At 64.1% G+C, this 23,909-nt stretch carries 20 protein-coding genes; 11 read left to right on the top strand and 9 right to left on the bottom strand.

Annotated elements, in window-relative coordinates; genetic code table 11:
- Positions 1–3 precede the first annotated feature (3 nt).
- Both DOM58_RS05505 and DOM58_RS05500 read right to left on the bottom strand, forming a co-directional pair.
- The gene (locus DOM58_RS05505; RefSeq protein ID WP_245392167.1) at positions 4–1,401 is read right to left on the bottom strand and encodes a sensor histidine kinase; all 1,398 of its coding nucleotides are present in this window, start codon (positions 1,399–1,401) and stop codon (positions 4–6) included.
- The gene (locus DOM58_RS05500) at positions 1,398–2,069 is read right to left on the bottom strand and encodes a response regulator (RefSeq protein ID WP_110692106.1); all 672 of its coding nucleotides are present in this window, start codon (positions 2,067–2,069) and stop codon (positions 1,398–1,400) included. Before DOM58_RS05500 ends, DOM58_RS05505 begins: the two co-directional genes overlap by 4 nt.
- Between DOM58_RS05500 and DOM58_RS17450 the strand changes: the two genes are divergently transcribed.
- The 7 genes from DOM58_RS17450 (at position 2,068) to DOM58_RS05470 (ending at position 13,066) form a co-directional block, all read left to right on the top strand.
- Positions 2,068–2,346 carry a hypothetical protein gene (locus DOM58_RS17450; protein WP_157957500.1) on the top strand — a complete coding sequence of 93 codons (279 nt, stop codon included), beginning with the start codon at positions 2,068–2,070 and terminating at the stop codon, positions 2,344–2,346. The genes DOM58_RS05500 and DOM58_RS17450 overlap by 2 nt on opposite strands.
- Positions 2,347–2,463: 117 nt before the next feature.
- Positions 2,464–3,450 (top strand): Bug family tripartite tricarboxylate transporter substrate binding protein, encoded by a 987-nt coding sequence (locus tag DOM58_RS05495; protein WP_110692105.1) that lies wholly within the window; start codon positions 2,464–2,466, stop codon positions 3,448–3,450.
- A complete protein-coding gene (locus DOM58_RS05490; RefSeq protein WP_110644026.1) occupies positions 3,447–3,893 on the top strand; it encodes a tripartite tricarboxylate transporter TctB family protein in 447 nt (148 codons plus the stop codon). Before DOM58_RS05495 ends, DOM58_RS05490 begins: the two co-directional genes overlap by 4 nt.
- The gene (locus DOM58_RS05485; protein WP_110692104.1) at positions 3,893–5,410 is read left to right on the top strand and encodes a tripartite tricarboxylate transporter permease; all 1,518 of its coding nucleotides are present in this window, start codon (positions 3,893–3,895) and stop codon (positions 5,408–5,410) included. The genes DOM58_RS05490 and DOM58_RS05485 overlap by 1 nt, the downstream gene beginning before the upstream one ends.
- 268 nt (positions 5,411–5,678) lie before the next feature.
- The gene (locus DOM58_RS05480; protein WP_110692103.1) at positions 5,679–7,175 is read left to right on the top strand and encodes a hypothetical protein; all 1,497 of its coding nucleotides are present in this window, start codon (positions 5,679–5,681) and stop codon (positions 7,173–7,175) included.
- Positions 7,176–7,178: 3 nt separating this feature from the next.
- Entirely contained in the window at positions 7,179–8,120 is a 942-nt protein-coding gene (locus DOM58_RS05475; protein ID WP_245392166.1) for a hypothetical protein, read from the top strand.
- Positions 8,117–13,066, top strand: coding sequence for a coiled-coil domain-containing protein (locus DOM58_RS05470; RefSeq protein ID WP_110692102.1), 4,950 nt, complete (start codon positions 8,117–8,119; stop codon positions 13,064–13,066). Before DOM58_RS05475 ends, DOM58_RS05470 begins: the two co-directional genes overlap by 4 nt.
- 268 nt (positions 13,067–13,334) lie before the next feature.
- Here the strand turns inward: DOM58_RS05470 and cfa are convergent, their stop codons facing one another.
- On the bottom strand, positions 13,335–14,486 hold the full coding sequence (gene cfa, locus DOM58_RS05465; RefSeq protein ID WP_075561793.1) for a cyclopropane fatty acyl phospholipid synthase: 1,152 nt from the start codon (positions 14,484–14,486) through the stop codon (positions 13,335–13,337).
- 430 nt (positions 14,487–14,916) lie between these two features.
- Here cfa and DOM58_RS05460 point away from each other — a divergent pair, with 430 nt between their 5' ends.
- Positions 14,917–15,219 (top strand): MTH1187 family thiamine-binding protein, encoded by a 303-nt coding sequence (locus DOM58_RS05460; protein ID WP_110692101.1) that lies wholly within the window; start codon positions 14,917–14,919, stop codon positions 15,217–15,219.
- A gap of 24 nt (positions 15,220–15,243) precedes the next feature.
- Here the strand turns inward: DOM58_RS05460 and DOM58_RS05455 are convergent, their stop codons facing one another.
- Positions 15,244–15,621 carry a hypothetical protein gene (locus DOM58_RS05455; RefSeq protein ID WP_110692100.1) on the bottom strand — a complete coding sequence of 126 codons (378 nt, stop codon included), beginning with the start codon at positions 15,619–15,621 and terminating at the stop codon, positions 15,244–15,246.
- Between the two features lie 53 nt (positions 15,622–15,674).
- Entirely contained in the window at positions 15,675–16,580 is a 906-nt protein-coding gene (locus tag DOM58_RS05450) for a LysR family transcriptional regulator ArgP (protein WP_075561790.1), read from the bottom strand.
- A 91-nt stretch (positions 16,581–16,671) separates the two neighbouring features.
- Here DOM58_RS05450 and DOM58_RS05445 point away from each other — a divergent pair, with 91 nt between their 5' ends.
- Positions 16,672–17,310 (top strand): LysE/ArgO family amino acid transporter, encoded by a 639-nt coding sequence (locus DOM58_RS05445; RefSeq protein ID WP_110692099.1) that lies wholly within the window; start codon positions 16,672–16,674, stop codon positions 17,308–17,310.
- 36 nt (positions 17,311–17,346) lie between these two features.
- On the opposite strand, the gene DOM58_RS05440 is transcribed toward DOM58_RS05445, so the two are convergent.
- Together DOM58_RS05440 and DOM58_RS05435 are read right to left on the bottom strand one after the other, a co-directional pair.
- Positions 17,347–18,714 carry a TrkH family potassium uptake protein gene (locus DOM58_RS05440; protein ID WP_110692098.1) on the bottom strand — a complete coding sequence of 456 codons (1,368 nt, stop codon included), beginning with the start codon at positions 18,712–18,714 and terminating at the stop codon, positions 17,347–17,349.
- 46 nt (positions 18,715–18,760) lie between these two features.
- Positions 18,761–19,417, bottom strand: coding sequence for a potassium channel family protein (locus DOM58_RS05435; RefSeq protein ID WP_075561787.1), 657 nt, complete (start codon positions 19,415–19,417; stop codon positions 18,761–18,763).
- Between the two features lie 320 nt (positions 19,418–19,737).
- On the opposite strand from DOM58_RS05435, the gene DOM58_RS05430 reads away from it, so the two are divergent.
- A complete protein-coding gene (locus DOM58_RS05430) occupies positions 19,738–21,183 on the top strand; it encodes a sodium-dependent transporter (RefSeq protein ID WP_110692097.1) in 1,446 nt (481 codons plus the stop codon).
- Between the two features lie 82 nt (positions 21,184–21,265).
- Here DOM58_RS05430 and DOM58_RS05425 read toward each other — a convergent pair whose 3' ends face one another.
- Positions 21,266–22,075 carry an SIMPL domain-containing protein gene (locus DOM58_RS05425; RefSeq protein WP_110692096.1) on the bottom strand — a complete coding sequence of 270 codons (810 nt, stop codon included), beginning with the start codon at positions 22,073–22,075 and terminating at the stop codon, positions 21,266–21,268.
- Positions 22,076–22,267: 192 nt separating this feature from the next.
- Here DOM58_RS05425 and DOM58_RS05420 point away from each other — a divergent pair, with 192 nt between their 5' ends.
- The gene (locus DOM58_RS05420) at positions 22,268–23,191 is read left to right on the top strand and encodes a cobalamin-binding protein (RefSeq protein WP_188113782.1); all 924 of its coding nucleotides are present in this window, start codon (positions 22,268–22,270) and stop codon (positions 23,189–23,191) included.
- 117 nt (positions 23,192–23,308) lie between these two features.
- Here the strand turns inward: DOM58_RS05420 and cobO are convergent, their stop codons facing one another.
- On the bottom strand, positions 23,309–23,908 hold the full coding sequence (gene cobO / locus DOM58_RS05415) for a cob(I)yrinic acid a,c-diamide adenosyltransferase (protein ID WP_110692094.1): 600 nt from the start codon (positions 23,906–23,908) through the stop codon (positions 23,309–23,311).
- Between the last annotated feature and the right edge of the window lies 1 nt (position 23,909).

Here is a 23,909-nt window from a genome sequence, read left to right as displayed (position 1 = left end):
CCGTCATCGGGCGTCGGCAGGGAAGGTCAGGGCGATACATAGGCCGGGGCGCTCGGGATGATCGGGAGTGGCGGGTTGCAGGTTCAGGCGGATGTCGTGGGCGCGGGCGATGCTGTCGACGATGGCCAGCCCCAGCCCGCTGCCGTCGCCGGCCTCCTGGCCGCGGTGGAAGGGGCGCAGCACCAGCAGGCGCTGTGACTCGGGAATACCGGGACCATCGTCCACCACCGTCAGTCGTGCCGGAGCGTCGCTGACCTGGACGGTGATCCGGCCGGCGCCGTAGAGCGCGGCGTTCTCGATCAGGTTGTTCAGCGCCTCTTCCAGCTGCCACTCGGTGGCCGAGACCATCACCGGGCGATCGGGAATCTCCACGCCGAGATCGACGCCGCGACGGTGGTGACGCGAAAACGCCTCCCGCACGCAGCGCTGGGCGAGTGCCGCAAGGTCGACAGGATGCCTGGCCGGCGTGGCTTCGGGGTTGTTGAGCCGGGTCAGCGACAGCAGTTGTCCGGCCAGCCGGGCGGTCTTGGTAGCGGTGCCGTGCATGGTCGTCAGCCCCTCGCGCCAGACGGCCGGATCGGTCTGTCGCAGGGCGAGCTCGGCCCGGGCGGAGAGTCCCGCCAGCGGTGTCCTCAGCTGGTGGGAAGCATCGCCGATGAAGCGCTCCTGGTTGGCGCGAACACGTCGCATGCGTGCCAGCAGTTCGTTCAGGGCCTGGCGCAATTCGGCCAGTTCGCGTGGCAGTGCCAGCTCGAGTGGCGCCAGCGTGCGCGGGTTGCGCTCGCGGATCGCACGGCGCAGGCGGGTCAGCGGCTCCAGCGCGAAGCGCGCCGACAGCAGCACGACGACCATGGCCAGCCCGGCAATGATGACGATATTGACGAAGCTCGCCATGAACAGCTGGTTGGCCAGCGCCCAACGGCCTTCACGAGTCTGTGCCACCCTGACCTCGAAGCGATCGCTGCGATCCCATCCTTCGAGACGCGACCGGCGCACGCCGAGCCGCAGCGACATGCCGCGGGAGGTAACGTTCCCGTAGCTCATCTGGTCGTTCGCCACCGCGGGCAGCGAAGGCAGCGAGCGGTTGCCGGTCACGAAGTGGCCCTGAGCGTCGTAGAGCGCGTAGAACACGCGTTCCTCGGCGTCGGTGGAGAGCATCTCCAGGGCCGACGGCGGCAGATCCATCCACAGCCGGCTCTGCTGCCAGCGGACCTGTTCGGCGATGGAGAGCGAGGCGGCGTCGAGTAGCCGGTCGAAGGCGCGATCGGCCGCTTCGCGGGAGGCCAGCCAAGCCTGCAACAGCATGATCGCCACCAGCAGTGCCAGCGGACAGAGCAGCCAGATCATTAGGCGGCGGTAAAGACTCAGGTGAGACAACCGCCAGCGTCGCGACAGGATCACTGCGCCTCCAGCAGATAGCCGATACCGCGAACCGTACGCAGGCCGACATCGGTATCGGCGAGTCGCCGACGCAAACGGTGAACGTAGACTTCGATGGCATTGTCGCCGACGCTTTCGCCGGCAAAGGCGTCCTCCAGCAGGCGTGCCTTGTCGACCGGTTCGCCGGCGAAGCGGATCAGGCACGCCAGCAGGCGGTACTCTCGTGGCGGTAGCGACAGCACGACGCCATCCAGGGTGAAATGCTGACGTTGCCGATCGAAGCGCAGGGCGCCCACCGTCAGCGGTCCACTCTCACCACTCTGGCGTCGACGCAGCAGGGCCCGGACACGTGCTTCCAGCTCGTCGAGAGCAAACGGCTTGGCGAGATAGTCGTCCGCGCCCAGGTCCAGCCCTCTGACGCGATCCTCGATCGCCGCCCTCGCGGTCAGGATCAGCACCGGGGTCTGCCGATCCTGCGAACGCAGTGCTGCCAGCACCTCGAGACCGCTGCGGGTCGGTAGATTGAGATCGAGCAGAATCAAATCGTAATCGTGATCGAGCGACAGTCGGGCCAGCGCGACACCACCGTCGCCGATCGTATCGACGCGCTGGTCGTCGACCGTCAACGTCTCCGTCAGGGTACTGGCGAGTAGAGCATCGTCCTCTATCAACAGTAGCTTAGCGGCCATGACGACACTCCTGCCGGTGGGCGATAGCGGTTTTGAAGGCGTTCATATCAACGGTCTCGCGTTTCGCCTGCCGGTTTTTCTCTTCGCCATCCATATCGGCGTCGTTCCATTCAGTAATGCGTCTTTCATGCGGCGGGGCGTCTTTCATTCAGCGACGCGTCTTTCAATCGGCCTCGTGTCGGCGCTAGTTTCGCTTATCGCGCCTGACGACGCGATGGTAACCGTATCGTTCGCCACGGCATTGAACTTTAGTCGGCTTTTTGGCTCGCGCCGTTGACCGTCACCAGGCTTCACCCTAATTTCCGCCCATGGGAACAAAGTTCTACCTTACGAAACTGTAAGGTAGGCGTCAGTATGATGACCAACTCCGCTCCATCAGCGAGGAAAATCAACCATGTTTGCAGCCAGAACAATCAAGTGGGTGGCCGCTGCGGCCTTGGCCCTGACCGCCAGCAGTGCCATGGCGTTCGAGCCATCCGGCAAGGTCGAATGTATCGCTCCGTCCGATCCGGGCGGCGGCTGGGATTTCACCTGTCGTAGCGTGGGCAACGTCCTCGAGGAGCTGGAGCTGGTACCGGCCAGCGTGCAGACCATCAATATGGCCGGCGCCGGTGGCGGGGTGGCGTTCGCGCATACCGTGAGCAAGCGCAAGGGCGACGATCAACTGCTGGTGGCAGCGTCCACTGCGACCACCACGCGGCTGGCGCAGAACCAGTTTCCGGGTATGAATGCCGACATGGTCAACTGGATCGGCGCGGTGGGTGCGGATTACGGCGTGATCGCGGTGTCCAAGGATTCGCCTTACCACAATCTCAACGAACTGATGGACGCGATGAAGAAAGATCCGCGTGCCGTCAAGTTCGCCGGCGGTAGCGCCAACGGCGGCTGGGACCATCTCAAGGTGCTGATCGCGGCCAAGGCGGCCGGCGTCAAGAATCTGCCGCGGATTCCGTACCTCTCCTACAACAACGGCGGCGAAGCGATGACGCAGGTAATCGGCGGTCACGTCGATGCCTTCACCGGCGATATCACCGAAACCCAGGGTTTCCTCAAGTCAGGCGACCTGCGCGTGCTGGCGGTATTGTCCGATGAGCGTCTGCCCGGCGATCTGTCCGACATTCCCACCGCCAAGGAGCAGGGCATCGACGCGGTCGGCCCCAACTGGCGCGGTTTCTATATACCGGCCGATGTCGACGACGATGCCAAGAAGTACTGGGTCGATGCCGTCGACAAGCTCTACGCCAGCGACCAGTGGAAAAAGGTGATGAAGAGCAATGGCCTGATGCCGTTCCACCCGGATTCCAGTGAATTCGAAGCCTTCGTCAAGCAGCAGATCCAAGACATCCAGTCGCTGTCCAAGGAAATCGGGCTGATTCAATGAGCAAGTTCAATGACCGTGTCTTCGGCCTGGTCATGCTGGTGATCGCCGTAGCCTACTACTACGGCGCCACCCAGTTTCCGGTCCCCTTCGGGGGATCGGAAGCCGTTGGGCCGGAGACCTTTCCCAAGCTGTTGGCCGTCATTCTGGCTGTCTGCAGTCTCTACATGATCGTCAAGCCTGACGCGGACAACCCCTGGCCGGTCGCCACGACCTTTCTGGAGTTGGGTATCGCCGTCGTGGTGCTGATCGCCTACGCACTGCTGCTGGAGCCGCTCGGCTTCATCATTTCGACCATGCTCGCCGTCGGTACGCTGTGCTGGCGTATGGGCGCGAAGCCGGTGAAAGCGTATCTCACGGGCCTGATCAGCGGCGCGGTGGTATTCGTGCTGTTCACTTATGGGTTGGAACTGCCGCTTCCGCTCGGCCTGCTGGAGATCAACTGATGGAGACGTTGCATTATCTGTCGATCGGCTTCGGCGTGGCGCTGCAGCCCGAGAATCTGATGTTTGCCCTGATGGGCTGTTTCATCGGTACGTTGATCGGCGCGCTGCCGGGTCTCGGCCCCGCCAACGGTGTGGCTATCCTGATTCCGCTGGCGTTCACGCTGGGCCTCAAGCCGGAAACCGCGCTGATCATGCTGACGGCGGTCTACGCCGGGGCGATGTACGGCGGGCGAATCTCGTCGATCCTGCTGAACATTCCCGGTGACGAACCGGCGATGATGACCTGTCTCGACGGTTATCCGATGGCCCGCAAGGGCAAGGCAGCGGAAGCGCTGGCGATCTCGGCGATTGCCTCGTTCATGGGGAGTCTGATCGCGACCATCGGCCTGATCCTGCTGGCGCCGTTGCTGGCCCGTTTCGCATTGACGTTTGGCCCTGCCGAGTACTTCGCACTGTTCGTGCTGGCGTTTGCCACGCTGGGTGGCATTACCGGCAAGAACCCGATGAAGACGCTGATGGCCGCGGCGATCGGTCTGATCATCGCTACCGTGGGCATCGATCTCTCCACCGGTACGCAGCGTTATACCTTCAACGTGCTGGAACTCTACGAGGGTGTCGATTTCATCATCGCCATCGTCGGTCTGTTCGCGGTCTCGGAACTGCTGTTCTTCATCGAAGAGAAGGCCGGTGCCGGCCGCGAGATGATCAAGGTCAACCCGCTCAAGCTCAAGTGGCGCGAGATCGTGGCGATCCTGCCGACCACGATCCGCGGCGGTCTGGTGGGCTTCATCGCCGGCGTATTGCCGGGCGCGGGCGCGTCACTGGGCAGTTTCATCACCTACACGCTGGAAAAGAAGATCGTCGGCAAGAAAGGCTACTTCGGTGAAGGCGATCCGCGTGGCGTGGCGGCGCCGGAGTCCGGCAACAACGGCGCTTCCAGCGGTGCGCTGGTGCCCATGCTGACCCTCGGTGTACCGGGCAGCGGCACCACGGCGGTACTGCTGGCGATGCTGGTCTCGCTCAACATCACCCCCGGCCCGCTGATGTTCACCCAGAACGCCGAACTGGTGTGGGGCGTGATCGCCGCGCTGCTGGTGGGTAACTTCATGCTGCTGCTGCTCAACATTCCGCTGGTCGGGGTGTTCGTGAAGATCCTGTCGGTGCCGCCGATGTATCTGCTGCCGATCGTGACCATGGTCGCGTTCGTGGGCATCTACTCGATCAGCCACTCGACCTTCGATCTCTACTTCATGATCGCCTTCGGCGTCGGTGGCTACATTCTGCGCAAGCTGGAGATTCCGCTGGTGCCGGTCATTCTCGGCCTGCTGCTGGGGCCGGAGATGGAGAAGAACCTGCGCCACGCGATGCAGATCTCCGATGGCGACTGGTCGGTCCTGTGGAGCAGCGGTCTTTCCATCGGCCTGTGGGCGGTGGCGATCATCGGCCTGCTGCTGCCGGTCATCGTAGGCCCGATCCTGCGTCGCAGGATGCAGGCGGCAAAGTCCAAGGTTGACTGATCCACGTCGCTAGCCGCGTCAGGATGACAACCACGCACGCCATGACCCATGCCCCGTTCGGTAATACCGACGGGGCATTTCTATTTCTCGACCTCCAATCAAAATACCCACTCACAAAATGATCGGCAGCCAAAATGACCCGGGCCGGTAACCTTGGCATAATGCGACGCTTTGGAAAGCGGCGTATCGGCAAGCCGGGTTGCGTCATGCAGCCCGCCGGGCGATCGTCCGCTTTTCCTGTATTCGTTGTTCCCCGTCTGGAGTCGACATGACCGCCTGGAACAAGCTGCTGGTCGCGACGACGCGGCTGCTGGATCTACATGACAGCGCCCACGAACCGGGCTCGCCCTTCGTTCAGGTGACTCAGGAACAGCGCCGCGGCCTGCGTGACGGCTACTGGCTCGATCTGGGCTGCCTGCTGCTGGACTATCTGCTCGAAGTCGATTTCGCTACCAACAGCGCCTTCGTCACCCAGCGCCGCTGCCTGGCGCATCTGCGCGAAGATTATCCTGATCTGCCCGCCGACGACCTGAGCTTCGTGATCAATCTGCTGGCCACGCCCAGCGAAATTCATTTTCGCCAGTGGCAGGCGCCTCGGGTCGACAAAGATGCCAATGGCGAAGCGAAGGTCGGCTCAGAGGCCGGTGTCGAGGTCGGTCTCGATGACGGCGCAGCCTTGCGCGGAGAGCGCAGCAAACGCAGTACCAAGCGCACCGCGCTGATCGAGAAACAGGGCCAGACCGGTCAGGTCAGATTGACGCCCAGCGGCCGTCAGACCGTCACCCTGGCGAGCCAGGTCGAAGACCTGCTCTATTCCGAGTACGACGCCGCCAAGGTCGTCGCGGCGCTCTCGCGGGGCGACTACGCGCGGGTGCCGGATATTACCCAGCAGATCCTGATGGCGATTCGCGCGCTGACCCAGGAACTGCGGCGGGTGCGCGAGAACCCGACCCACGAGGGCAAGCTCGCCGCACTGCTGGACAACGAGCGTCACTACCACAACGCGCTGAGTACCATTCAGAGCACGCTGCTGAGCGCGCGTTCGCAGCTCTCGACACCCGCGCTGATCGCCCAGTTCGACGGCTGGGCCGAGCAGCAGGACGAGGAGTGGGATCTGCGCATGCTGTCCGGCGCCATCGGTCGGGTATTGAACGCGATCGAGAACCTCTCGCGGCGACTGTCGGAACTGCTCGCGGATATCGCCGAGGGACGGATTCAGTCGATGGGCGTGATCGATTTTGCCGGTCTGGCCCACCAGCTGCTGTTGTCCCCGCCGCCCAGACGGCTGCAGGATGCGGTGATCGCAAGGATGATGCCGCTGGGGACCGAGGTCGTGATGCCCCGCGTCGAAACGCTGCTGCCGCTGGTCGAGACGCGCCGCGCCGAGCGTAGCGGGGCGGCGCTGGTCTTCGACGAAGCGCGCGACAGGCCCGGCGCCGATCCGCTGCTGGCGCGCTACCTCAAGGTTCAGGGGCCGGCATTGCGTCGGCGTCTGCGTCAGGCGCCGCTGTCGCTGCCGGAAGCGCTCGGTGAGGGGTGGCATCACTTCGAGACCGGATCGGAGTCGGAAGACGCCGAAATCCTGGATTGCCTGCCGCAGCTGCTCAATACCTTCGTCGACACCCAACTGCTCGACGACCATCTGAGCGTCGGGATCGACGACACCCCCTTCACCATCGACTTGCCGGATGGCCGCCGTATCGAAGGCGCGGTCACGCCGTCGCTACGTCTACGCGAGACCGCTCCCGAACAACAGGAAGTTTGATTTATGAATATGATGGAAATGGGCGAAGTCGTTGCCTACCTGTTGCGTTATCGCACCGCGGAGCGCGTTCCCAGCGGGGGGCGCAAGCGCCGTGCCGCACGCGAAGGTCAGCTTTCGGAGCGTGACGTCTGTGCCTTGATCGACGACGCCCAGGAAAACGAGCGCGAGGCGCTGCGGGATTTTCTCGCCGGCCAGGGCCTGCGGCTCAAGGCGTTCGAATCCGGTGACTATCCCGGTATCGCGCCGGGTTCACGCCTGTTCGCGCTGTTGCCGGACCCGGAAATGGAGCAGCCACCGCTCTACACCCGGGAGCCGGTGTTCGAAGCGCTCAAGTTGCGTCAGGAGAGCCGTGCCGAGCTGGCATTGTGGTATCTGCAGCTGTGGCTGCTGCTGCACACGCTGATCTATACCCGCCTGAATCGAGCGCTGTCCGATGTCAGCCGCTACCAGGAAGCGACCTTCGTGACCCGCGAACTGGTCGAACTAGTTCGCGAGCAGCTGGAGACGTTGCGCGGGCTCGGCGAGCGTGCTCCCGCCAACAGCCGAGTGCTGCTCGACGAGCGTGGCGAGGACATCCCGCGCCGGGTCAAGGCGTTCATCGATCTGCTGAGTCGCGCCGGCCATCTCGAGACGGTACGGGAAGCGGCCGATGAGGATGTCTGGCAGCAGACGCTGCTGGGCGCGCTCGAGGCCGAGCAGATCGGCGTCCATCATCTGACGCATCTGATCGAGCTCACCTCCCTCGACAACGTCGACCCGGATTTGGACGAGGTATCGGCCGCGGACGAAGTGTCAGTGGACGAAATAGCCGCGGAGGAAGCTTCGGCGGACGAGCCCGAAAGCGAAAATGAGAACGCCAGCCACGCCGCCGACATGTTTGACTCGCCGTCGGAAGAGAACGCGAGCGAATCGACGGGCGAGAATGCCGAGGAGGAACGCCGGTGAGCGTGATCAACCGTATCGAAATCGCCAACCTGCTCAACAAGCACGGCGATATCGCGTCCCCCTGGGAAGCCAAGATGCGTCATCTGCTGCTCGACCTGCGGGGACAGTCGAGCGCGATCAGCATGGAAAACGGCTTCGGCAAGACCACCATGGCCGAAGCGCTGATCGGCATGCTGTCCCGGGATCGCCAGCTGCTGACGCGGACCCGGCGCAAATGTTCGCCTTCCAAGGTCAACGGTGAAGGACGCAGCTGGACCCATTTGCGGGTCGAGTTCCGCGCGCAGGACAGCAGCCAGCAGGATGACATGCTGGCGGCGGCCGGCGAGGAAGTCGCCGGCGAAACCTTCGTCTTCGGCATGTACGGCTACAGCGATGGCAGCGGGCTGGTGTTCTACCACTACCCGGGCAAGCTTTCCGACGTGCCGGTGCATCACATCACTCGCGACGGCAAGCTGGCGCTCTACGCCAACGCCGATTTCCAGAGCGCGATGCGGTCACAGGGCGTAACCCGTGCCCACAACCGCGAAGAGTGGCTGGAAGCGGTCGGCGTGCATATCTCCCGGCGCGAGCTGGCGCAGCTGGCGGCGTTCCAGAAAGAAGGCGGCGCCGACAAGAGCCAGATCTTCAACGCGATCAAGCCGCGGGCCGGCGAAAAGGCCGACCAGGCATTCTTCTACGAAGTGCTGGCCCCGCAGGTGCTGTCCGGGGCGACGCGTGGCGAGACCGACGAAGAAGAGGAGTTGATCGAAGACGTCATTCTCAACTCCGGCACCCGGATCACCGAGCTGCGCCATCGGCTGGCGGAAGCCGAGAGCGATCAGCGCCGTGCCGACGAAAAGGTCGAACGACTGGCAACGCTCAACGACGAGGGCGAAGGGCTGCTCGAGGCCCGCCGCCAGCTCAGCGGACTGGACGCGGCGCTGCTCGACGCCGAGCGTCTGCTCGGCGGCCAGGCGCTGGCGCCGTTGGCGGGGCTGCCGGGTTTTGCCGACAGCCAAGCGCGTGACGAGCTGAGCCGCGAGATCGCCGACAGCATCGCCGGCTTCGCCTGGGCGACCGGCGATACCGAGCGGCCCCGGGTCTCGACCTGGCTGCTGGCGAAGCTGTCGCGTCAGGCCGAGCGCAACGTGCGTCAGGCACTCTCCGAGCGGGGTGCCCGCGTCGATACCCATCGTCGTCTGGTTCACCTTCCCGAAGCGACCTGGCTCACGGCGCGAGATATCGGTCATGTGTCGTTCGATCAGGCGCGGGCCTGGCTGGCGGACAGCCACGCCTTCAGCGACGACGCTGCGCGCTATCGCGCCCTTGGCGTACTCGACGACGCCGCCGAAGTGTTCGAGGGGCTGGATGGCAATCGCTTCCGCGAAGAGGTGATCGCCGATCGCGAATATCGCCGCTCGTTGCGGCTGGACGCCGAACAGCTCGACGAAGAGGTCGAGCGTCTGGAGCAGGAGCGCGAACAGCTGGAGTCGCGCCAGCGCGATTTCATCGATAACCAGAGTGTCTATACCCAGGCGCTGGCCGAAGGCCTCTTCACCGAGATCGAGCTGGAATCGCCCGAGGCCACTCGAGACGCCGCTCAGACGGCGCTGACCGAGGCCCGCAAGGCGCATGCCGATCATCTCGGCCGCATGGGCGAATTCAAGCAGCCCGCGCAGTGGTACCAGGACTTCATCGCCGAGCATCCCGATACCTCGCCCGACGTTCTGCTGGCCACCAAGCAGGAGCAGCAGGAGGTCCTCGAAGCGCAGCTCGAGGAGTGGAACGCCCAGCGCAGCGCGCTGGACGCACAGCGCGAATCGACGCGAGAGGCCCTGCAGGCACGCCGTGAACAGCGCCATCGTCTGGAGGGTGAGATGGCGCCGCTGGCGGCGGGACGCGATGCGTGGCAGGCGTTCGCCGAGCAGTGGCCCGAGCAGTCACCGGTCGGTTTCTGGAGCGAGCGCAAGAGCGTCCTGGCCGAATGCGAGCAGGCGCTGGCCGATGCGAATCGTGCCCAGAGCGATGCCAAGGCGCGGCTGGCGCGGCTGGAACCGCTGAAAGACGCCGCCGAACGCTACCGGCACTGGCACGGCGACGCGTCGCCGGTGCATCTGCGTGACACGCTCTATCGCGAAGCGCGCGAAGGTCAGGACCGACGCCATCAGCTCGATCAGCAGGTGCAGCAGTTCGAGACGCTGGAGCGAGCGCTGAGCGAGTTCCGGACGACCAGCGACCAGCCTCCCACAGCCTGGCTCAAGGATGCCAAGGCGCGCTATCCGCGACTGTTGCGCGAACGGGAAACGCTGACCGGGGCGATCGAGGCCCGGGAACGCTATCTCGAGAGCCTGAGTGGCGATCCGCTGGCTCGTCTGGCCTCGGAGACCGAAGCTCGCCAGTGGCTGGAAACCCGCGAGATCGAATTTCGGCCGCTGCACGAGGTGCTGGCCGGACTCGAGGCGGAGGATACTCGGCGCCGCGACTGGCTGGCCCAGGCCGCGGGCCAGCTGTTCGCGCCGGTGGTCGAAGGCGAGGCGCAGGCGCGGGAAGCGTCGCAGTGCCTGATCGACGCCGGTTGCGGTGTGCCGGTGCTCGAAGCCCAGCGTCTACAGGCGACGCTGGCGCGCGGGGAGCTGCCGTTGGGCGCCGTCCAGGGGGTCGAGACGCTGGCGGTCAAGGCGGCACTGGACCCGGCCTATCTCGCCGCGCTGCGGGACGAGACCCAGCAGCGGTTGTCGGTGGACCGTGAACGCCAGCTGGCGCTGGAAGAAGAGATCCAGCGGCTCGACCCTCACGGGGAACGCTTCCGACTGGCGCTGCAGGCCGAAGAGGCCCTGCAACAGGAGGCCGAAGTGCGCCTGGCGGCGCTGGAAGAGCAGCGCGAGCGCCTGGACACCGAACTCGAAGCCTTGACCCCGCGGCTCGGTGACGCCGCGATGAAGTCGATCGACGACTTTCAGCGATTCCTGGAGGAGGGCGGTGAACCCGCTCTCGAAGCTGCCGCCCAGGCCAGCGAGCATGCCGCGGAGCGCATCGAGACGCTGAGTCCGCAACGCGAGCAGGCCGCGCGTGAGCTGGAAAGTCACGGCGAGCTGTGGCTGCGCGCGGAACGCTTCGCCGGTGCCGGCGGTATCGAGCGCCTCGGTGAGATCGACGCCGGGCTGGCAGCGCTGAGCGAAGAGCTGGCCGAACATGACGAGCGCTTCGCCGAACTGACCCTCCAGACCGAAGAGGTGGAGACGCGTCGTGAAACGTGTCGCGAGCAGTTGAGCCAGCTGTTCGGCGATGGCGAGCGTGAGCGTCTGCGGCGATTGGCGGCGTTCGTCGCCGAAGACGGCCCGGCGTTCATGCTCGACGCCGAGACCCGCGAAGCGGCACTGAGTTCGGCGCTGGCCCACGCCAGTCGACGCGCCGATTTCGATTTCGCGCGAATTCGCAGCTTCCTGCAGGTACGTGACGATCAGGGCGGCAATCGCACGCTGGAGCGCGATATCGGTCGCCTGAAACAGACGCTGAAGGAGACGCGCGAGCGGCGCAAGAGCAACGGTCGCGAGCAGAGCGAACTGGAAAGCCGACTTGCCCGCCACCAGCAGGCACTCAACGTGGTAGATCAGTTCGCCGTCGCCTGGCTCGAGGTGCTGCGGCAACTCCCCGAGGGCTGGTACGAACGGGCCAGGGCCGACGGTCAGGCCGGCTGGCCGGCGGATGGCGACGATGCCCCTCGTCTCGACGCCGCACTGGCGGAATGGCGGCGCTGGCTGGCCGCGCCGTTGGAGCACGCGGCGGCGGACGCCAAAGAGGGCGACAAAGAGGGCGGCGGCAAAGACAACGATGTCGCGGTCTTCGAGCTGGACGCCTTCGAGACCTGCCAGCAGACCCTGCTCGAGGGGCTGGGCAGCCTCAATCTCGGCGAGCGCTCGCGCAATCGCGAACGCCAGGCGCGGGATGTGACCGCGCGTGAGAAGGCATTGGCGATGTCGCTGGAGTCGGCCAGCGCCAGCCGGCTATTCAACGAGACGGAGCGCGCGCGACTGGGCACGCTGGAAGGCGTCAGCGTGGAGGCGCTGGAAGCGTTGCGCGGGCTGCACCGTCAGCTCGACGTCCAGCTCGACGATCACCGCCAGCGGGTCGCCCGGCTGCAGGCATCGCGGGTCCAGATCGAAGACACCCTGGTCGAACGACTCAGTTCGATCATCATCGATGCGGCCGGCAACCTGGAGATTCTGCGTCGAGTCGCGCGGCGCTCGAGTGGCGGTGGCGCCTATTTCGAAGTCAAGGCCGACCTGATCGCCGACGATTCAGTCCGCGAGCTGATCCAGCAGCTGCTGGCGGATATTGACGCGCACCTGGCGGTACAACGCCGTCGGCTCGAGCAGGCCGGCGACAATGGGCAGGCAAAAAGCGGACGCGACGACGATCTGACCCGGCAGATTCGCCGCCGGATCTACCGCGGGCTGTTCCGCGACGTCAGCATTCGTCTCAAGCACGATGCGATTCGCCCGCACGGTCGCCTGTTCTCCCTCAACGAGGACATGTCCGAGGGTCAGCGCGAGGCGATCTCTCTGATGTGGCTGGTGAAGCTGTCCGAATTCGCCATCGAGCGCGAGCTGCGGGAACTGCCGGGACATCACAAGCGCCGCGCCCGGGCCAGCCGCGAAAGCGTCATCGTTCTCGACGGGCTGTTCTCGAAGCTGTCGCATCGCCGCCTGATTCAGGATTCGCTGGAGTCGTTGCGCAATACGCGGGGTCGGTTCCAGATGATCGGTCTGATTCACAATCCCAACTATGAAAACGATCCGAGCATCTTCCCGACCTATCTGGTGGGTAGCGTAATCGGTGGCCAGCAGGGGCAGGGCGGGCACGTCATCGTGCGGGAAGGGCGTCAGGTCTCTCCCGAGGAAGCCGGACGCGGCGAGGGGGAAGCCAGCCTGTTCGGCATACACGTGACGCCGGCGGAGGTGGAGTAATCGGCGAGGCCCGCTTCCCCCATTTCGACGCTTAAGACGGCGAAATCTCCGAAGACGGCGAAATCTCCAATAGCGGACCGGTCGTATGACACTCGCGGCGATGGAATGAGGCAAAGAAAAGGGGCCTGCNNGCAGGCCCCTTTTCTCTCACGTGAGTTGCATCATTCAATAATCTTCGTAGCTGCTTATTAAAGCGCCCCGAAGCCGGCGCCAGCTCGTGGCTGCTTATTACAGCGCCCCGAAGCCGGCGCCAGCGTTCGTCAACAACTCAACGTGGTGAATCGTAACGTCCGCCGCGGCCGTTGGAGTAGACGACCTGCCACAGCTGGATGTCGCGCGCCCGGAAAGCGCCCGCGCAGGAGCCGAGATAGTAGAGGAACATCCGCTTGATGCGCTCGCCGTAGTTGTCGGCAATCTCGTGCCAGTGGGCGAGCAGATTCTCCTGCCAGGCCATCAGCGTGGTGTCGTAGTCGGGGCCGAAATTCTGCCAGTCTTCCATCACCAGCTTGCCTTCGCTGGCGTCACCGATCTGCTGAACCGATGGCAGAATGCCGTTGGGAAAGATGTACTTGTTGATCCACGGATCGATGCTGACATCGTTGGTGTTGGAGCCGATCGTATGCAGCACGAACAGTCCACCCGGCTTCAACAGGCGCTTGACCGTATCGAAGTAGGTGGCGTAGTTGCGCTGGCCGACATGCTCGAACATGCCGATCGAGACGATGCGGTCGAACTCGCCGCTGAGCTCGCGATAATCCTCGAGAAGGATTTCCACCGGCAGCCCTGCGCAGCGTTCGCGCCCGAGCTTGGCCTGCTCTTCGGAGATGGTGATCCCGGTGACTTCCACCCCGTAGTGACGGGCGGCATGCTCGGCGAAACTGGCCCATCCGCAGCCGATGTCGAGCACCTTCATGCCGGGCTCGAGACCGAGCTTGCGACAGGCCAGGTCGAGCTTGGCGACCTGGGCTTCGTGCAGGGTCCGGGCTTCCTTCCAGTAGCCGCAGGAGTAGCACATCGTCTCGTCGAGCATGCGGGTGAAGAGGTCGTTACCGAAGTCGTAGTGCTCCTTGCCAACGATGTAGGCGCGAGCCTTGCTCTGCAGGTTCATGAAGCTCGACTGCAGCTTGTAGACGACGCGTTCCTTGGTGGTATGCGCGGCGCCGCCAAGGCCATGGCGAAGCAGCCGGTGGATCATCTCGTCGATACGATCGCACTCCCACCAGCCGTCCATGTAGGCTTCACCGAAACCGATGGAACCCTGGCGGATCACTCGCGAGAAAAGGTCCGGATGATGAACGCGAATGTCCCAGGGCTGATTGCCGTTGAGAGTGACACCGGACCCTTCGAGCAATGTCTCGAGAGTGTGACGCGCGCGCGTATCGGGTAATGCAACGGGGGCGATTGCCGTGTTACTGGTCATGGTCGTTCCTAGCGAGGGGCGCAGCGCGTTCCCCGACCGCACTCTGGTAACGCGCCGTTCCAACGGCGAAGAGTGGTCTGATGACTTGCGGTTTCGACCGCATTGACGCGTGATATCGGCCATCTTCACTCGCTCGTAACGGCTAGAAGAATCGAGCTACGGCGGCGGAAACGTGGTGCACCACGGTCCCTGTTCCCTTTGTTAGCGTTGTTTACATTGCGTGCTAACGGCTTTCTCGTCAATAAGCCTGCCGCTATTAGTGCGATAGTTTAGCGTCGTATGGTCGATCTTGCGTTCGAAAATCGACTCGGGAGACGGCTCGTGGCTGAATGGACGAGCCGTGACGGCTTCGCTTGGGAAGCCGCTTGGCAGCGATGTGCCGGACTGCGGCAGAATCGCCGAAACAGGGATGACTCAGAGGAGTTCGATAATGCACGTGATCGTCGATTTATGTGTGGTACCGCTGGGCGTGGGCGTCTCGGTCTCCCGTTACGTCGCCGAGTGTCAGCGACTCATCGAAAATTCGGGGCTTCACCACCGCATGCACGCCTACGGCACCAATATCGAAGGGCCGTGGGACGAGGTCATGGCGGTCGTCAAGGCTTGCCATGAAGGCGTGCACGCCATGGGTGCCCCGCGCATTACCACCACGATGAAGATGGGAACCCGTACCGACCGGGAGCAGCACATGGACGACAAGGTCGAGAGCGTCGAGGGCCTGCGCCGAGTCTAGTCACGGCGTCAAAGCCGGTCGTCATCAGCGGCAGCGGATGGTCCAGGTGGCCTTGTAGCCATCTCCCTCCTGGGTGGCGGCCTGGAGCTCGGTGTCTTCGTCGACCGTGGCGCCTTGGCGCGAGGTGCGGGTATCCGTGGTCGATGGCAGCCCGTCGCTCGGTCCCGTCATCCGCTGTTCGAGGATATCGAACTCGTCACGCTGGCGAGTCTGGCACTGTGCCAGGGCGTGCGCGCGGGCATCGTCCAGCGCCTCGTCCTGATCGTCGCCCAGGCCGGTCACGGTATTGTTGCCCGCCGTCCGATCGAGCGATTGGTTGTCGCTGGCGCAGCCGGCTAGCATGGCCAGGGTGAGCAGACCGGCCAGGGTGATCCATGTCGAGGTCTTGGGCGTTCTTGGCATATGTCACTCTCTTTCATCGAGGCATGCAAAGCCACTCGCTGAGGCGCTGACCGTCAGTCGATGGTGGCGAGTTCTTCCGGAACGTTCAGCCAGTCGTCACTGGCGGTAATCAGGTGTGCCGTCAATGCATCGAGCAGTTCGCCGCCGTGGCGCCAGTAGTGCCAGTACAGCGGCACGTCCAACGGATGTCGCGGGTCGAGATCGACGAGCCGACCCGACCGCAGATGGTCGGTAGCCTGACACTCCGGAATCAGGGCGTAGCCGATACCGGCAAGCGCCATGTGCAGTACGCCCTCCGAAGAGGGGCAGAGATGATGGGGAAAGGGTTCCTTGAAGCCATGGGCATCGAGATAGCGCTGATGTAGAAGATCATCCGGCCCGTAGAGAATCGCGGGGGCGCGTTCGAGGGCCTGGCGGGTCGTGCCCTCGACGAAATGACGCTTGGCGAAGGCGGGGCATGCCATTACCCGGTAGCGCATGATCCCCAGGGAACGAGCGCGTGCGCCCTGAACTGGACGCGCGGTAGCACAGATGCAGCCGGCGACTTCGCCATCACGCATGCGGCGCAGTGCCACTTCCTGATCGTCGACCACCAGGTCCAGTAGCACGCCGCGGCGGTGGCAGAAATCCCCCAGTGTCGGCGCCCACCAGGTCGCCAGGCTATCGGCATTGATGGCCAGGCGGAGTCGCTGTGTGCCCAACCCCAGAGCGGGAATCTTGTCGAGCAGATCGTGCTCCAGCAGGCGCACCTGCTGAGCGTGATTCAGCAGCCGTTGCCCCAGTGGCGTCGGCAGCAGGCGCGGCGCGCGCACCACGACGGGCTGGCCTAGCCGGGCCTCCAACAGTTTGATGCGCTGCGACACCGCCGACTGGGTCAGATTTAACTGCTGTGCGCCGCGGTCGAATCCGCCCTGATCGACGATGGCCGCCAGGGCTTCCAGAAGTTTGTAATCCAGCATCAAATTTTCTAATGCCTCATTAGCATGTTCATTTTTATTAATAGTCGATTTGGCGAGATGATGCGAGTCCCTCTTCTTGTGAGTTGATTCCATGGGCATTTCCCTGTTCCACGGGCTGCTGGTCGGTGCCAGTCTGATCGTCGCCATCGGTGCGCAGAACGCCTTCGTGCTGCGTCAGGGTTTACGACGCGAACACGGCTGGCTGGTGGCCGGGATCTGTGCCGTCTGTGATCTGCTGCTGGTCGCCGCCGGCGTGGCCGGACTCGGCCCGCTGATCACAGCCAGCGCCGTCGGCGTGCAGTTGGCTCGCTGGGGCGGGGTGGTGTGGCTGCTGTGGCAGGCTGTGGCGGCGTTCAGACGCGCCGGCCGCGCTCGATCTCTTGAATGGCGGGCGGAGAGCCGCGGCAAGGCCGGCTTGGGCGGTGTGACCAACAACGTCGCGAGCGCGAGAGCGGTCGTGGCCGCCACGCTGGGCGTCACGCTGCTCAACCCTCACGTCTACCTGGATACGGTGGTGATGCTGGGCATCATCGGCGGCCAGCAGGCCAGCCCGACAGGATTCGTGGTGGGCGCGTCGCTGGCCTCGCTACTGTGGTTCTTCGGTCTGGTCGGACTGGCCCACTGGCTGGCGCCACGCCTGCGCGATCCCCACTGGTGGCAGATCATCGATATCGTCGTCGGGGCGATCATGCTGCTGGTCGCCTGGCAGCTCGCGACGCGCCCGATGTGAACGCGTCGCCAGCACCACAACGAACGCGACAGATCGTCAGCCGATCTGGATCTCGCCCTTGGCATAGCGCAGGCCTCGCGCCTGGCGGGTGGCGAGAAAATAGCCCACCGAGAGTGGCCCGACACGACCCAGCAACATCGTCAGCCCCAGCAGGAACTGGCCGGGCAGCGAGAGATCGCTGGTGATGCCGCGGGACAGGCCGACGGTTCCGAAGGCGGAAACGGTTTCGAACGCCAGATCGAGAAACGAATGATCGCCGTCGGTGATGGTGAGCCCGAACAGCGTCAGAAAGACCAGCAGGACCCCGGCGAGCGCGACCGTGATCGCCTTGATCACGGTCTCCTGGGTGATCGAACGGCCAAAGGCGGTGGGGTGCTCGGTATTGCGGTAGAACGCCCGCGCCGTCAGCAGCAGCACCACGAAAGTGGTGATCTTGATGCCGCTGGCGGTGGAACTGGAGCCCGCGCCAATGAACATCAGCAGCATCACCAGCAACGTCGAGGCGTCGGTCAGCGAACCGATCTCCAGCGTGTTGAACCCGGCCGTACGCGGGGTGACGGCCTGGAACCAGGCCGCCTGGACCTTGGCGAAGATATCGCCGAGACCGCCCAGCGTATCGGGATTGGTCCACTCCAGCCCGAGCAGAATCGCCGTAGCGACCACGTTGAGCCAGAATGTGGCCAGCAGCACGACCTTGGTCTGCATTGCCAGACGCGACCAGCGACGGTGGCGATACAGGTCGCTCACCACCACGAAGCCGAGCCCGCCGACGATGAACATCAGAGTGATCGCGCCGTTGACCAGCGGGTCACCGACTTCCTGAATCAGACTATCGGAAAAGGTCGAGAATCCGGCATTGTTGAAGGCGGAAACGGCATGAAAAAGGCTGTGCCACAACCCCATCTTCAGGCCGTACTCCGGTACCCAGTGCCACGCCAGCAGCAGCGTGCCCACGCCCTCGGTGATAAAGGCGAAGGCGATCACCAGCTTGACCAGATCACGGATATCGCTGAAGGCGATCTCGCCCAGCGCCTCGCGAACCAGGTTCTGCTGGCTCAGCGGCAAGCGTGTTCCCATCAGCAGCACGGTGAGCGCGGCGAAGGTCATGAAGCCCAGGCCGCCGACCTGGATCAAGGCCAGTACCACCAACTGGCCGGCGAAGGTCAGATCCTGGCCGACATCGACGACGCTGAGTCCGGTGACGGTAACCGCGGAGGTCGCGGTGAACAGCGCCTCGTGCCAGGCCAGCGGTCGCGTTCCGCTGCCGGGGAGCCACAGCAACAGGGCACCGATGGCGCAGAGCAGGGCAAAGCCGAGCAGCAGCACTTCCGGCGGCGATAATCGGATGACGCCGCCATGGGGCGCGCGACGAAACGGCTGTTTAAGGCGTTGCCAGCGTCTCACGGGTGGGCCCCCGAATCCGGCTCGGAGGCGAAAGCTATCGGGAGATTCATATCTGTTTGCCGATTTCGCGCAGCGCCTGCAGGTCGCCCATCAGGATCAGACTGTCGCCGACTCGTAGCGGGGTGTCATCGTCGGGATTGCGCAGGACTTCCTCGCCGCGTTTGATGGCGACCAGGAACAGCGCATCACGATCGATCGACAGATTGGCGACGCTGGCGCAGTTCTCGATCAGGCGTTCGGTGGTTTCGATCTCGACGATGAACTGGCGTTCACCGAGCCGGATGAAATCGACCATGGCGTGATAGTTGAGGCTTTCTGCCACGCGCACGCCGACATCGTATTCCGGATAGACCACGCGATCGGCTCCGAGGCGCTTGAGCAGCTTGTAGTGAGAGTCGGAGTGCGCCTTGGCCCATATCTCCTTGGCGCCCAGCTCCTTGACGTGGAGCGTGCAGGTGACGCTGGCCTCGACGTTGTCGTCGACATCGATCACCACCACGTCATAGGCATCCAGCGACAGCTCGCCCAGCGCCTTCTCGTCGGTGAGGTCGGCAATCACCGCATGGTCGAGAATGTCCGACAGCGCGTCGACACGGGTCTCGTCGGCATCGACTCCCAGCACCTGATTCTGGTGGCGTTTCAATTCACGCGCGACGGTACTGCCGAAATAGCCCAACCCCAGAATGGCAAAGTGCCGGGACATCGGAATCTCCTTGTGAGGTCTGGTCTGTCAGAGACCGAAACAAAACATCTGAGCCTGATCGGGACCGCCCCGGGCTCGAATGGACCGCCCGGGGAACGGGCCGGATCATCGCTGCGCGCCAAGCTTTGCACAAGCCGCGGCATCGTACCAACCATGACGCGGTCGCGCATGCCTCGCGTCGACGCTACAATCCCCCGCCGCATCGCCCGCCAGGGGTCGTTTTCTATGTCAGGGGCGACACCGAAGGGCGATTCCCTGCGCCGGATCGANNGAGCATCGATCCGGCCCGACCCAGCCAGCTAATGGAACGACGAGGACGCATGACCGCAATCGCATCACCCAAGAATCTGTGGCTGGGACGCTGGGGCTTTTTCCTCGCGGCCACCGGCTCGTCGGTAGGCCTGGGCAACATCTGGAAGTTCCCCTACATGACCGGCGAATATGGCGGCGGCGCTTTCGTGCTGGTCTATCTCCTTTGCATTGCCGCCATCGGCGTGCCGGTGATGATGGCGGAGATCGCACTCGGGCGCCGAGGGCGAGGCAGCCCGATCGATGCGATCCGGCGAGTGACGAGGGAGTCCGGGCGCAGCCGATGGTGGTCGGGGCTGGGATGGATGGCGATGCTGTGCGGCTTCATGATTCTGTCGTTCTACGTGGTGGTCGCCGGCTGGGCGGTCTCCTATCTGTGGAAATCGGTGACGGGTGGTCTCGCCGCCCATAGCGTCGAGGGCATGGCCGCCATCTTCAGCGCCAACAATGCCAACCCCTGGAACCTGGGGTTCTGGAGCACGCTGGTCACGTTGGCGACGATGGCAATCGTGGGGCTGGGTGTACAGGCGGGCATCGAGCGAAGCGTGCGCTGGATGATGCCGGGCCTGGTGGTCATGCTGGTGATAATGATCGTCTATGCGGTTTTCTCGGGCAGCTTCGGCGCCGGAGTACACTTCCTGTTCGCCTTCGACCCCGGCAAGCTCACCGGACAGGCGGTGCTCGCCGCAATGGGCCACGCCTTCTTTACCTTGTCCTTGGCTTCAGGGGCCATCCTCACCTATGGCGCTTACCTGCCGGCAGGGCAGTCCATCGGTCGTACCACGCTGATGGTGGCCATCTGCGACACCCTGGTCGCACTGATGGCGGGGTTGGCGATCTTCCCGGTGATCTTCGCCAACGGCATGGACCCGGCCTCCGGCCCTGGCCTGATCTTCATGAGTCTGCCGCTGGCCTTCCAGCAGATGCCGCTGGGCGGCGCGGTCGAGACGATCTTCTTCCTGATGCTCACCGTGGCCGCGCTGACATCCGCCATCTCGATGATCGAAGCCACGGTGGCGTGGTTGAACGAGAGTCACGGCCTGTCCCGCGTCAGGGCGGCCTGGGGTGTGGGTATTCTGCTGTGGGTGGTGAGCACGCTGGCGATGCTGTCGTTCAACGTCGGCGCCGACTGGAAGCTGGCGGGGCGACATGTCTTCGACTGGCTCGACTTTTTGACATCGCGCTTCCTGATGCCGCTGGGTGGGCTAGGAACGGCGCTGCTGGCGGGGTTCGTGTTGCGCGGAGAAAGTCTGAAAGAAGAGCTGGGGCTACCTTCGGCGGTTCACGCCCTGTGGCGATTCGCGATCCGTTACGTCTGTCCACTGGCGATCGTGATGGTGTTCCTGGATGCTCTCGGCGTACTGGGGACGGCGTTCGACTGGCGCTGGCTGGCAGCGATACTCGCCCTGGCGCTGATCGCGGAGATCGTGCTCGCCCGGGTGATGCGACGAATGTGAGCTGCGTGGGGCGGGCGTCGATGCCCGCCCCCGCTCATCGTCATTTACTACATCCTCTACGTCATCGTCATCCTCTACGTCATCAATCGTCGATTTCCCAACTGACGCTGACGCCGGCGTCGATGCTGATCTCGCCGCTGCGATACTCCGATGCGCCTGCGCCGCTGTCGGCCTCGGCGGCGCGCATCATCATCTGCGGCTGGTAGCGCGGCGCGGTGGTCTCTTCGATATTGACGACATCGCCCAGATCGACGTCCAGCGTGTCCGCCATCATCTCTGCCTTGTGGCGGGCGCGTTCGAGAGCCTGCTTGAGCGCGCGATCGTCGGCGGCGTCGCTGTCCTTGAGGCCGTAGCTGACGCCGTCGAGGGAGTCGACCCCGGCGCTGGTCAAGGCATCGAGAACGCGCGGCAGCCGGTCGAGATCATCGAGCGTCAACGATACCGAGCGCTCGACCTGCGTTCGCACCTTGGGCGGCTGGCTGTCGTCGCCCTGACCGGCAGTCTGGACGTAGTCGGGCCGTACGCTGAGCGAACCGGCGCGAATGTTCTTGCTGTCGACGCCGGCGTTTTCCAGCGTACGGATCAGCTCGCCGGTACGGGATTCCAGCCGGTCTCGCGCTTGCTTGATGGCGTCGCTATCACCGGAAGACTCCTCGCCCTGAACCTGAGTCGGCGTCCGTTCCCACAGGCGGGCATTCAGCGTCGCCTGGTCCGGTGCCACATTCAGCGTGGCATTGGCCTGGACGTGAATCTGATGGGGCGTCTTGTCGGCAAGCGCTGGCGTGGCCAGCGTCAGGGTCGCGAGTACGGCAGCAACGCCCAGGCCGACGCTGCGACTCAGAGACTGCGGGCGGAATACTTGATGGAGATGGCTAGGCGTGTCGAAAGACATGGCATTTCCTCTTTTTCGAAAAACCGATACGTCTAAAAAGACCGGCAGGTGTCGAAAAGCCGGCACGTATCGAAAACCGGGACGTGAAAGCGTCGCTTGCGCTAGAGCCGGGCGCTGCATAGACGTCTCCAGCGGCGTTCGGTTCCCATGCTATGCTCGCTCGCTCCGTTATCCCAAGCCACTGAGCCGATGATGCGCTGTCTTTCCCCATTGCCATGTCGATCGAGCCTTGCGCGCTTTTGGCGACTGGCGCCGTTAGCACTGGCGCTGACCGTTGTCGGTTGGCTGGCGCCAGCCGATGCCGAAGCAAGCGGTGCTGCGATCAGCGTCGAGGACGATAGTGGGCAACGTGTGACGCTGGCACAGCCCGCCGAGCGTATCATCGCGCTGGCGCCGCACCTGGTGGAGTTGAGCTACGCCGTCGGCGCAGGCGGGCAACTGGTTGGCGCCATCGACGGCAGCGATTACCCACCCGCGGCCCGGCAGCTCGATCGCGTCGGCAGCTATCGTGGCATCCCGCTCGAGCTGATCGTCGCCAAGCAGCCCGATCTGGTGCTGGTCTGGGGTAGCGGTACGCCGGCATCGTTGATCGAGCAGCTCGAACTCTTGGATATCCCCGTCTATCGCAGCGAGCCGCGCAAGCTCGAGCAGATTGCGGGCGACCTGCGGGATATCGGCCGGCTCACCGGACACTCCGATGCCGGAGAGCAGGCCGCTTCCGATTTCGAACAAGCGCTGGAAGGCACGTCGCAGCAGCTTTCCCCAGCACCACGGGTCTTCTATCAGTTGGGTCAGTCGCCCTTGACCACCCTGGCCGGCGGTCAGATCGTCACTCAGGTGATTCGCCACTGCGGTGGCGTGCCGCTGTTCGACGATGCGCCGGTGCTGGTGCCCCAGATCGGTTGGGAGTCGCTGGTCGAAGCGCAGCCAGAGGTCATTCTGGCAGCCGGCAACGACGATCGCTGGCAGGCGTTCTGGACAAGTCACGATGAATTGCCGGCGGTACGCGACGGCGCGCTCTACACGCTGGATCCCGACGCGATCAGCCGTCCCGCGCCGCGCATGATCCAGGCCGTGCGCCAGGTGTGTCGGGCGCTTGCCGACACGACCCCATAGCCGACGAGTCGATAGCGGAAACGGAATTCCTGGCCGCGTCTCGTCGCTCTGGTTCTCGAGCCGCGACCCTTGGCTCGTAGCCTGCGACTCGTGGCTCGTGGCTCGTGGCTCGTGGCTTTAGTAGTCGATGCCTCGGCGGGCCTGCAATCCCGCATTAAAGGCATGCTTGGTGTCCTGCATTTCGGTCACGGTATCGGCCATGTCGACCAGCTCGCGGTGGGCGTTGCGTCCGGTCACGATCACGCTCTGTTCCCGCGGCCGATTGGCGATGGCACGCCTGACCGTCTCGAATTCGAGATAGCCGAACTTGAGCATGTAGGTGATCTCGTCGAGCACCACCAGATAGACGTCGGGATCGGCGAGCAGGCGCTCGGCCTCCAGCCACACCTCGAGACAGGCGGCCGTGTCGCTGGCGCGGTTCTGAGTATCCCAGGTGAACCCCGTGGCCATGATGTGAACGTCGAGATGGATATCGTCGATCAGTCGTTCGCGCTCACCGCACTCCCATAGCCCCTTGATGAACTGGATCACCCCGACCCGATAGCCGTAACCCAGCGCGCGGGTGACGGTACCCCAGGCGGCGGTGGTCTTGCCCTTGCCGTTGCCGGTGAACACCAGCAGCTGACCGCGCTGCTCGGTGGCGGCAGCGACCTTGTCGTCGACGTGAGATTTGAGTTTCTGCATGGCTTGCTGATGACGCTGCTGGCGATCGCTCATG

This window comes from Salinicola halophyticus (assembly GCF_003206695.1).
Classification (GTDB): Bacteria; Pseudomonadota; Gammaproteobacteria; order Pseudomonadales; family Halomonadaceae; genus Salinicola; species Salinicola halophyticus.
Note: the sequence above shows the minus strand (reverse complement) of the source record. Positions and strands in the feature narration are given on the sequence as shown.